The 10,670-nt window shown below is 72.3% G+C and carries 10 protein-coding genes and 1 other RNA gene; all 11 read right to left on the bottom strand.

Annotated features, from left to right (window positions below; translation table 11 throughout):
- Positions 1-11 precede the first annotated feature (11 nt).
- Entirely contained in the window at positions 12-2,807 is a 2,796-nt protein-coding gene (gene mobF / locus FH969_RS13995) for a MobF family relaxase (RefSeq protein ID WP_139987775.1), read from the bottom strand.
- Positions 2,808-2,931: 124 nt separating this feature from the next.
- On the bottom strand, positions 2,932-3,954 hold the full coding sequence (locus FH969_RS13990; RefSeq protein WP_139987773.1) for a hypothetical protein: 1,023 nt from the start codon (positions 3,952-3,954) through the stop codon (positions 2,932-2,934).
- Positions 3,955-4,106: 152 nt separating this feature from the next.
- Positions 4,107-4,310, bottom strand: a complete 204-nt coding sequence (locus FH969_RS13985) for an excisionase family DNA-binding protein (protein WP_139987771.1) — start codon at positions 4,308-4,310, stop codon at positions 4,107-4,109.
- Positions 4,311-4,606: 296 nt separating this feature from the next.
- On the bottom strand, positions 4,607-4,993 hold the full coding sequence (locus FH969_RS13980; RefSeq protein ID WP_281285386.1) for a type II toxin-antitoxin system VapC family toxin: 387 nt from the start codon (positions 4,991-4,993) through the stop codon (positions 4,607-4,609).
- A gap of 2 nt (positions 4,994-4,995) precedes the next feature.
- Positions 4,996-5,223 carry a FitA-like ribbon-helix-helix domain-containing protein gene (locus tag FH969_RS13975; RefSeq protein WP_139987768.1) on the bottom strand — a complete coding sequence of 76 codons (228 nt, stop codon included), beginning with the start codon at positions 5,221-5,223 and terminating at the stop codon, positions 4,996-4,998.
- A gap of 265 nt (positions 5,224-5,488) precedes the next feature.
- The gene (locus FH969_RS13970) at positions 5,489-6,679 is read right to left on the bottom strand and encodes a tyrosine-type recombinase/integrase (RefSeq protein WP_139987766.1); all 1,191 of its coding nucleotides are present in this window, start codon (positions 6,677-6,679) and stop codon (positions 5,489-5,491) included.
- Positions 6,680-6,955: 276 nt separating this feature from the next.
- Positions 6,956-7,324: a transfer-messenger RNA gene (ssrA, locus tag FH969_RS13965) on the bottom strand.
- A 99-nt stretch (positions 7,325-7,423) separates the two neighbouring features.
- A complete protein-coding gene (locus FH969_RS13960; protein ID WP_139987764.1) occupies positions 7,424-8,509 on the bottom strand; it encodes an LLM class flavin-dependent oxidoreductase in 1,086 nt (361 codons plus the stop codon).
- Positions 8,510-8,654: 145 nt separating this feature from the next.
- On the bottom strand, positions 8,655-9,062 hold the full coding sequence (locus tag FH969_RS13955) for a DoxX family membrane protein (protein ID WP_139987762.1): 408 nt from the start codon (positions 9,060-9,062) through the stop codon (positions 8,655-8,657).
- A gap of 121 nt (positions 9,063-9,183) precedes the next feature.
- The gene (gene ddaH / locus FH969_RS13950) at positions 9,184-10,026 is read right to left on the bottom strand and encodes a dimethylargininase (protein WP_139987760.1); all 843 of its coding nucleotides are present in this window, start codon (positions 10,024-10,026) and stop codon (positions 9,184-9,186) included.
- Between the two features lie 51 nt (positions 10,027-10,077).
- Positions 10,078-10,593 (bottom strand): SsrA-binding protein SmpB, encoded by a 516-nt coding sequence (smpB, locus tag FH969_RS13945; protein ID WP_108719458.1) that lies wholly within the window; start codon positions 10,591-10,593, stop codon positions 10,078-10,080.
- Between the last annotated feature and the right edge of the window lie 77 nt (positions 10,594-10,670).

Genomic DNA, 10,670 nt, shown 5'->3' with positions numbered 1-10,670 from the left:
GCGTGCACCGGTCAACGTCCGAGGTCCGGGCCCCGCGATCCGGATCCCAGCGTGCGGCCGAGGAGGCCAGTCGGGTCGAGCAGGTTGGAGTTGTGCCCGCCGGGGACGGTACGCGGCGCGGGTGCGGCAGGTTGGTAGCCGTCGAGCTGACGGTTGAGGTCTCGGCGTGCGTGGTGGAGGCCGTGGTCGCCGGTGTCGCGTTGCATGGCGTCGGTCCAGACGTCCTGGGCTGCGCCGAGGTCGCCGGCGACGAGGTGGAGAGTGTTGCTCTCGCGGCCGCGGGTGAGGCCGACGTAGAGCCCGGCGCCGTCGGCCCCCTGGGTGAGGAGCGTGTGGCTGTGGGTGGTGGTGGTGCCTTGGTTGCCGTGCCCGGTCGTGGCGTAGCCGAGGTGGGTGTACTGGGCGACGTAGTCAGCGGGCAGGGTGTGCCGGCGGCGGGTGCTGTCGGTGATGGTGAGGGCGCCGTCGGGGTGGACGTGGGTCACGGTGAACGTCTCTCGGTTGGCGATGCCGAGGCGGGGGTCGTTGCGGCGGACCATGACGTGGTCCCCGACGCCGATCGCCAGCCCGTCCGCTCCGGTCACTGTGACGCCGTCGTGGACCTCGCCCAGGCGGACGCGAGCGTCGTGGACGGCGGCGTTCAGGGCGGTGGCCTCGGACACGCTCGCCGCGGTGAGTGCGACCTTCTCCCCGGAGCGGGCGGACAGAGTGCGGGCGGCGTCGGCGGCGATCGCGGCGTAGGCCTCCTCCTGTGTCTCGTGGAGGCAAACCTGCCCGCGCCGCACCAGCTGCTCGAACGTTGCCGCAGGCTGTCGTCGTTCCCGGATGGCGAGAGTGAGGGTTGCGTAGGTGGGATCGGTGAAGCGGTGCACGGTGGCCAGGTCGACCCGATCACGGGTGTGCCGGGTGGCGAGGTCCAGGACCCCGCCGCGGCCGACGGCGCCGAGCTGGGCGACGTCGCCGATCATCACGACCTGGGCCCCCGCGTCCCTGGCGAGGTCGAGGAGTCGGAGGGCGGCTTCCTGGTCCAGCATCCCGGCCTCGTCGATGACGAGCTGGGTCCGGGAGTCGAGCCGCAGCGCGGGTGACGGGTAGGGGACGGTGCGTCCGGTGGCCGGGTCGACCTGGCCGGGGTGGAGGTGGTGCCAGCGGGTGCCGTCCTCGTTCCATCGCCAGCCGTGGGCGTGCAGGAGCTTGTGCACCGAGGACGCCGCGGCACCGGTTCGTTCTGCGGCGCCGAGAGCGGCCTTCATCGACGGGGCGGCCACGACCTGACGAGACCCGATGGCTCGGGTCACCGCGGCGGCGGCAGTCAGCATCCGGGTCTTCCCCGCCCCGGCCGCCCCCGTGACCACGACCAGTCCGGCGCCGCTGCTCATCGCGGTAACCGCGGCGAGCTGGTCCTCCCCCAGCACCTCCCGCCCGAAGCCGCCGATGTCGAGTCGGTTCAGGAGGTAGGTGACGTGGTCGGCGTCGATCCCGGGAGTGGTGGTGTCGGTGAGGGTCTGCAGCAGGTCGCCCAGGCGCCGCTCGGTGCGGATCACGTGCCGGCTGGTCAGGTGCCGGTACCCGTCCGGGACCGCGCCACTCGCCCATCCGGCCGGTGCGACGGACTCGCACGACGTGGTGGCGCGCGTGGTGATGTCCTCGATGGTCTCCATCAGCACCCGCCGCGGTGCCGTGACGCCGGCGTGGGAGAGGAGGCGGGCGGTGTGCTCGGTCAGATCGGCGGTGGACCAGGTCGACCGCCGACCCTGGGCCTGCTCGATCGCCAGGGCCGCGATCTGGTCCCGGTCGATCGCCCCGACCTCGACCCGCGGCGCGGGTGGGACGGGCGCGGTGGGGTGGGTGTAGCCGGTGGCGTGGATCTCGGCCCGCCACAGGTCCTCGTCCGGTGCGACGCCGGGCTTCTTGTCCGGCCGCCCCTGCTCCCACGCGAGCCGGTGCCAGCCCCGCACCACCCGCGGCCCCGGCACCTGGCCGGGGTGCTCGGCCTGCCAGTCCGCCTCGATCTGCTCGAGGTTGGCGGCGATCTGCCGGCTGCGCTTGGACATCGCCGGCACCGCGTCCCGCAGCTCGACGACGTCGCCCGCGGCGGGGTCGAACGTCAGCCCCCGGGCGGCCAGCGCGGCCCGCAAGCCCTCGTGCGCGGTGATCGCGGCCTCCCCGATACCCCGGAGGGCGCCCTGCTGGCGGAACATCAGCGCGGTGTCCAGGCCCCGCCACCCACCCGCGGCGTACACCCGAGTGTTGACCTGGAGGTGGATGTGGCGGTGGGGGTCTCCGGCGCGGGAGGTGTGGTGCACCACCGAGGCGGCCTCCAGGACCTCGACGCCGACGTGCACCTGGGCGCCCTTCGGACCGACGCGGGTGCGGGAGTGCGTCGCGAGCCAGGACAGCAGCGCCCCCGCCGCCTCCTCCTGCGCCGCGTCGAGCGCGCGGGAGACCTCCGGGTACAGGGCCGCCGCGAGGGAGAGCGTCTTGTCGCAGTTGACCGTCATCTCCGCGAACCGGGGCGAACGCTCCACGCCGACCACCGACCCTGCGGCGTCGTAGCGGTGCCTCGTCCGTGGGGTGCCGCGCACCTCCCCCGTGCCCGGGTCGACCCAGTCCACCCACGCCTCGTACGCTGCGCCGTCGAGCACCGAGCGCGACGTGAGGCTCCCGGCGCCGTCGAGGACCCACCGGTCCACCAGGCCGGGACCGTCCTTGAGGTAGTAGTCCTCCGGGCGGTGCGCGTCGGACTCCAGGTAGCGCCGCGCCGCGGCGCCGCCCTCACCCCGCCACAGCTGCACCCCGCCCCTCACGACGCCACCACCCCGGGGAGTCGCGTCCTACTCCGTAGCATGCGTCCATCGCTGTGAAACCCGTCGGCGGTGGTCGGCCGCAGGTCGAACGGGCAACGGGTGCACGGACGTCGGGTGGCGGGGTTCACGGCGCGGTCACCACCGTGAGCAGCGCCTCGGTGCGGCGGGCGAGCTCGGGCCAGGCATCGCCGTCGTGCGCGGCGGTGCGGCACTCGCGGAGGATCTCGGCGAGGGTCTCCAGGCATGCGCTGAGCGTCGGCACGATGACCTCGATCGCTCGACGGCGCTGGTCCGCGTCGAGCCACTCGTCGGCGTAGACCACCCGCTGGAGGATCACGCTGAGCACCGCCTCGACGTCGCGCGCCGGCTGACGTGCGAGCGACTCCAGGTCGCGCAGCCCCGCGACGGCGACGTCGAGTCGTGCCCCGATCGCGGCGACATCATGGCGTCCGTGGGCGTCGGTGAGGGTGAGGAGCTCCTCGGCGGTGATGACGTGCCCGGCGGTCCGGCTGAGCTGGTCGATCTCTGCCAGGTCCGCGGACACGGTGGCCTGGGCGACGTCGAGCGCGAGGGCGATCGCACGCTGGGTCATCCCCCGCGCGCGCAGGGCCGCGGCGCGGGTCTGGCGTAGCAGCACGGCCGCTCGGTGGGAGCGTCGGGCGGGGTAGGCCTTCCCGTCCGTCCCGGTGGAGCGGGCGCCCCGACCGCTGACGGGGCCGGGCGCCGTCGTGCTCTCTACGGTGTGCGGTTCGGTGCCGGCCCGGTGCTCGCCGATGACGCGTGCGGCGGTGCGCTGGCTGGTGCCGGTGAGCGAGGCAACGGCTCGGCTGCTCATTCCCTGGCCGGCCAGGGAGGAGATGGCGCGGTCCCGTTCGAGGCGAGGCAGTGCGAGGCGGCAGGAGCTGAACTCGCTCTCGCAGTAGCTCGCCCAGGAGTCGTAGCCGAGGCTGACCCAGGCGTGGCGGTTCCACGCGTGCAGCGCGAGCTGCCACGTGGTTTCCAGGCTCTGCCTGATCCGGTCCGTGAGGTGACGGGCGTCCTCGACCGTCATCATCCCGGCGCCTTGCTCCCCCGCGGGGCCCTGCTCCCCCACGAGATGCTCGCTCACGGCGCGCTCTCGCGCGTGGTCGTCGCGTCGCGTGGGCATCGCCGTCTCCTGCCGTCGGGAACGGCTCGATGCTGCAGACCACCCCTTACCCGTACCCGTTACCCGTTGCCGGGCAAGGGGCTCCGAACAACGGGAAACACCGCTCGGGCAACGGGCAACACCCTCGGCGCGCGGGACACGACGGGCCGTGTTCACGCGACGGTGCGTCGTCGGGCGAGGTTGGTGACCGGACGTCCGCCCCGGTCCAGCGCGGTCGGCGGGATCCGCAGCAGGCGACCGAACCGCACGGCGCGCAGCTCGCCGCGGGCGATCATCCGGCGGATGGTGTCGGGCGAGCAGCCGACGACGTCAGCGGCTTGTCGGATCGTGAGGTAGCGCGGGTAGCTGGTGTCCATGCCGACTACACGACGGAGCGCGTCGCGAGTGATCGGCGTCGATCACGTGGACGTCTCCTCGAGCTCGGCCCGGCACGCCCGAGGCGCTGAACCCACGCTGCGTGCTCAGTGGGTCAGTGGGAAGACCCGGACGTCGGCGTGGTGAAAGATGACGATCAAAGACTGCTGCGAATGATGCATGGCGAGCACTTCGCGCAAAGATCACTCGTCATCAGGGCGATCCCGAGCATTCTCGCGTCCGGCTGATCGGCTCGCCCAGCCGCCCAGACAGGCCGGTCGAGCCGCACCGTGCGCGATCAGTGGGTCAGTGGGAAGACCCGGACGTCGGCGCGGTGGCCGTTGCTGACGAGCTTGGCGTCGCACGTGTACAACGGCGCCTCGAGCGCCTCGGCGAGCGCCAGGTAGGAGGCGTCATAGGTCGTGAACTGGTGCCGCAGTGCCCACACACGCTCAGCGAGCGGCTGGAGCTCGTGACGATGGATCGTGAACGCGAAGTGGTCCTGCCTCGCGTCCTCCGCCACGGCATCATCGAGCTTTCGACCCAGCACCAGCCCACGCAGCACCGAACACACCTCGACATCGAGCAGGTGCGGCGCGGCGACATCACCGGCGAGGCCGGCAAGCAGCTCGGCGTCGACGTCCCGCCCCACGAGCGCCTCGACCATGGCCGAGGCGTCGATCACGATCACCGTCGCTCGGACTCGACGGCAGCGAGGATGTCACTCACGGTCGGCCCGCCCGACCGGTCCCGATCCCTGAGCCTGGCAACGAGCTCGGCATTCGTGGGGCGCGAGGCGATCCTGGCCAGCTCCGCGGCCACGTAGGCCGACAACGACTTGCCCTCCGCAGCGGCACGTCCCTTGAGGGCCTCGGCGACCTGCTCGGGCACATCGCGGATGTAGAGCGTCGTCATGAGGCGACGCTAGCACTTTGCAAGCGCAGCCAACCAAGGTGAGAACGGGCGTCACGCCGCGACCAGCAGCATCACACCCATGGTGGTGTCGCCCATGGTTCGCGCATCAGCACCATAGAAGACACTCCTGCCGCCGAACGATGTCGCCTGTGAACACCATCGTGCCGCCGATCCCGCCGTCTCGCGGCGGGGCGTGATCGGGTGAGCCAGGTGACTCACCCGATCACGGCCGAACCTCGCACGGCTCACGCCCGCGCCGCCTTCGTCAGTCGACCCGGTCCCCGACGGCGTGGGCGAGCCGATCGGTCAGGGCCCGGTCCCGCTCCAGCGTGGCGTGCTGGTAGCGCAGCGCCACGGCGACGTCGGTGTGACCGCCCCGGTTGAGCAGCTCGGCCAGGGTCGCGCCCTGCTGGGCGTAGGCGGTGAGCCCGGTGTGGCGCAGGTTGTGGAACCGGAACTGCGGGCGGCCGGCCGCCTCGCGCGCGGCGCGCCAGGCGACGTCGAACCGGGTCTGGGAGACCCTGGTGGTGCGGTGGGGCTGGACCGCGAGGACCGGGGCGGCCGGGTCCGGCCCGACGAACCTCGCCAGGTGCTCCTGGAGCTGCGGCAGCAGGAAGGACGGGATCGCGATCGACCGGGCGGAGTGGCACTTGGGAGCGGTCACCTCCCCGGCCTTGACGTTCCACTGACGGCGGATGTGCAGCACCGCCCGGGTCGGGTCACCCAGATGCTCCAGGTCCCGCCGCTGCAGCCCGAGGACCTCCCCGAGCCGCATGGCGCACCACGCGGCCAGCGGCACGGCGATGCGCAGGTGCTCAGGCATCGCCTCGGTCATCGCGAGCACCTCGGCCGGGCTCGCCACGTCGCCGTCCAGGTCCTCGGGCCGGACCCGGGTGTGCTTGGGCGCGACGGGGAACGTGAACTCGGTGAGGCCGCCGACCTTCCCTCGGACGGCAGCGTTGAGGCAGGAGCGCAGCACCTGAGCGGCGTTGGGCGCCACCCCGTTACCCCGCTGCCCGGCGTAGCGGGACGAGGGCTGCTTCCTGAGGTGGTCCAGGTGCGCGGCGACCATCTCGGTGGTCAGGTCCACGAGCCGGACCTCACCGAGCACGGGCAGCCAGTGGGTGCGCAGCACCGAGCGGTAGCTCACCGCGGTCGCCCGGGAGCGGCGCGGGTCGTTCTCCAGCTGCAGCAGCCAGTCCTGCGCCCACTCGGCCAGGGTGATCGCCTCGGCGCGGCGCGCCTCGACCTCCGCCCGAGCGCTCGCGCGTCGTTCGGCCGGGGAGACGAACGAGCGCGTGACGATGTCGGCCCGGGCGAGGGTGAGCGCGGCGCGCGCGTCGGTCAGCGTCTCGTACACCCCGATCGAGGTCACCACGCCGTCGACGGTGACGCGGACCCGGTACTTGCCCCGGTACATGCTGATCCCCCTCGGGAGGGAGGTGCGGGTGGGCATCGTGGTCTCCGTCCTGCTGGCTCGTGCCCGCCCCTGCCGGCGGGGGTCGGGCGTTGACCCACTCACCACGCGCTCCGTGAACCAGTGGAGGTGAAATCGATCGCCACTTCGGTGGATCTCAACTCCACCGCCCTCCCGCGGAGGCTGTGACAGCCAGGTGACAGTTTTTCGGCCCTCTCGTGCATGTTCCTGCCCCCTCGTGCCAATCGGTACCACCGCGACTTTTCGGCACCAGGGCAACGAAAAGGCCGAGTCCACAGGACTCGGCCAAATCGCTTGTGGAGGCGGCGGGAATCGAACCCGCGTCCGACGGTGTGGAGCCAGGGCTTCTCCGGGTGCAGTCAGCTGCTGTTCTGCTCGGCCCCGGCACTGGCGCTGACAACGTGCCGACGGGCCCAGTTACCTAGAAGTCCCCGCAGCCCCGGTAACGAAGGCTACGAGCAGTGGCTCTCTAGATGACGCTAGTGATCCGGCCGAGAGCGATCCGGGACTAACGGACTTCGGCTACTCGCTCAGGCGGCGAGGGCGAAGTCGGTGCGCTTGGAATCGGCACCTATTGGTTTGCGTGGAGCGTTATCGAGATAACCACGCATCCTCGACCCGCTTCCCCTGGCTGAACGGCCGTCGTCGAAACCGTTCACCCCCCTGTGCAGTTGTCAAACCCACCAGTTGCCCGAGGGCGACCGACGTACCCGCCGAGGCGAGCCCCACGAGTCTACCTGTGCAGCGCCGTCGTGCCCACCGCTATTCCCGACCCTCGCCCGAGGCGAGCGGGCCGACCGCGCCGAGCTCGGCGTCGACCAGGGGCTTGACCTCGGTGCCGAGCAGCTCGATCGCGGCGAGCTGCTGCGCGTGTGGCACCCCGCCCACGTCCATCTGGAAGATCTGGCGGGTGTGCCCCACGGCTGCGTGCGTGCGGACGATCTTCTCCGCGACCTGCTCGGGGTTGCCGATCGCGTACGCGCCCGCGGGTGCGGCCGTCGCCTCGTACGTCACGCGGTTCGGCAGCGCGAACCCCCGCTCGGTCGCGATGGTGCGCATCGAGGAGTGCCAGTACGGAAAGAAGTCCTCCAGCGCCGCGCGCGCGTCCCGCGCGACGTAGCCCATCCCCGAGAGCGTGACCGACGGCGTCGCCGCCTCCCCCACGACGCCCGCTCGCGGGCAGAACTCGCGCCGGTACAGGTCCGCGAGCGGCGCGAAGTGCGTGGGCCAGCCGCCGATGATCGCGTAGTTCACGGGCAGGCCCGCCTGAGCGGCGCGCACCGACGAGTCCGGGTTGCCACCGGTCGCGATCCCGAGGTTGAGTCGCCGGCCGCGTCCGGGCACGTCGTCGGGCTGCGGCAGGACGAGCGCGTCGAACAGCGGAGGCCGGAAGCGACCCTCCCAGGTGAGCCGCTCCCCCACCGCACCGGCGTCGTCGAGCGCGAGGAGCAGGCCGAGCTTCTCCTCGAAGAGCTCGGCGTAGTCGTGCAGGTCCGCCCCAAAGAGCGGGTAGGACTCGATGAACGACCCGCGGCCCGCGAGCAGCTCCGCGCGCCCGCCGGAGAGGGCGTCCATCGTCGCGAACTGCTGGTAGACGCGCACCGGGTCCTCGGTGGACAGCACCGTGACTGCCGAGCCGACGTGGATCCGCTCGGTCTGCGCCAGCGCCGCGGCCACCACGGTCGCCGGCGAGGTGATCGCGAACTCCGGCCGGTGGTGCTCGCCGATCCCGACGTAGTCCAGGCCCACCTGCTCGGCGAGCCGCACGCGCTCGAGGACGTGGCGCAGGGTGGTCGCGGCGTCGGCGCCCTGGACGACGTCGCCGAACGTGTAGATCCCGAGCTGCATGAAGCCATTCAAGCGCACTACGGGGGCGGTCTCGGACGGAGCGGGGCCGCCCGGTCGGAGCGCACCCGCCACGCCCGCACGACGCACCCACGGCGCGACTGCGGCGTGCCCGCACGAGGCGGGCGACGCCGTGGGACGTGCGGCGTCAGCTCTTCTTCGAGCTCCCGATCAGCAGCGACAGGCCGGCGCCGAGGAGGAAGACGTCCTTCGCGAGGCCGGTGCCGTCCTGGGTGGGGCGCACGCCGTCGACGGTCGCGCCGGGCGTCTTGTGGTACATCCACAGCAGCGCCGACGAGAACGCCGTGAGGCCGAGGCCCGCGAGGCGTGCGGGGATGAACGGGGCGAGCAGTGCGGAACCGAGCGCGAGCTCGCCCGCGGCGAGCAGCTTGCCGAACTCCTCGGCCTTGATCTGGCCGAGCTGCGGGAAGGCCCGCGCGGCCATGGCCTGCAGGCCGGCGGCGGACTCGGCGTCGAGCTGGGTCTTGCCGATGCCGGAGTTCAGGATGAACGCACCGGTGGTGAGTCGGAGGGGGATGTTGCGCAGGCTGGCCACGGGAGCTCCTCGATCGACGACGGCGAACGCTCCACCCTACGTCTCACGCGCCGTCGTGCGGCTCACCCGGGCGGGCGGGCCGGTGCGTGTGCTCACTCGCGCCACGAGCACGCCCGCGCCGTCAGCGCACGCGCACCGACAGGCAGGTCACGCACCCCTCGAGCTTCTCGAACTCGGAGATGTCCACGGTGACGACGTCGAGGCCGTGGTCGCGGAAGAGCGCGGCCGTGCGCGGCGCTGCGGCGGACATGAGGACCGTGTGCGGGTCGAGGACCACGACGTGGGCACCCGCCTCCTCGGGCACGGCCCAGAAGGTCGGGAAGATCTCGGGGTCGTCGACCACGGGCTCCCAGCCGATCACGGTGCCGTCGGGCAGCGCGGTCACGGCGCTCTTGAGGTGGAGGGCCTTGGTCATCGGGACGCTGACCACCTCGTAGCCGCGCGGCTCGAGCAGGAACCGCAGCTGGCGCACGCCCTCGGGGTTGGTCCGCCCGCCGCGACCCACGTAGACGGTGCGGCCGACGGTGAGGACGTCTCCGCCGTCGAGCGTCGCGGGGGCCTCGATCTCGGCGACCTCGAGGCCGAGGTCGACCACGGCGCGCAGCGCCCCCACCGTCTCAGGCTTGCGGGCGTCGGCGCCCGGCCGCGTCACGACGGCGAACGGCCCGAACAGCACGACGGCGTCCTCCACGAACACGGAGTCGGGCAGGTCGTCGCGCGGCTCGACCTCGATCGTGCGCCAGCCGTGCGCCTCGAGCGCCGCGACGTAGTTGACCCACTGCGCCCGCGCGAGCTCGACGTCGACGTCGGCCTTCTCGATGTGTGTCACCAGGCCGTCGGCGAGCGACGCGGCAGGTCGGCGCACGAGGGCGCGCCGGTGCGGGGGTGCGTCGGCGGCGTCGGCCTCGGCGGCCGCCTGGACGGCGTCGGTCTCGGTGTCGGAGGAGTACGCGGCGGTGCTCACGACGCCGAGCCTAGGGTTCGGCGGGTCCCTCCGGCAGGCGTATGGGACAGCTCAGGCGAGCTCGCGGTTGCGGATGGCGCGGTGCGCCTCCCGCATGTCCTGCTGCTCGCGGAGCGTCTGGCGCTTGTCCCACTCCTTCTTGCCGCGCGCGAGCGCGATCTCGACCTTGGCGTGCGAGCCGAGGAAGTACAGCTCGAGCGGGACGATCGTGTAGCCCTTCTCGCGTGTCTTGGAGTCGAGCTTGAGGATCTCCGTCTTGTGCAGGAGGAGCTTGCGCTTGCGACGCGGCGCGTGGTTGGTCCACGTGCCCTCGGCGTACTCGGCGATGTGCACGCCCTCGAGCCAGGCCTCGCCGCGGTCGATGAGCACGAAGCCGTCGACGAGCGAGGCGCGGCCGGCGCGCAGGCTCTTCACCTCGGTGCCGGTGAGCGCGATGCCCGCCTCCCAGGTGTCGTCGATGTGGTAGTCGTGGCGGGCCTTCTTGTTGCGGGCGACCACGATCTTGACCGGCTGGTCCCCCTTCGCGGCAGCGCGCGCGGCTCGCTCCGCGTTCTTCATCCGGGACATGCCGACCACCCTAACCGCGGGGTAGTCGCGGGCTCACCAGGATTTCGCTCGCGGCCGACCTGCGCCCCCCCCCCCCC

Origin of the sequence: Miniimonas arenae (assembly GCF_006351005.1) — a bacterium.
Classification (GTDB): domain Bacteria; phylum Actinomycetota; class Actinomycetes; order Actinomycetales; family Beutenbergiaceae; genus Miniimonas; species Miniimonas arenae.
The sequence above is the reverse complement of the archived record's forward strand: the minus strand, read 5'-3'. Positions and strand labels throughout refer to the sequence as shown.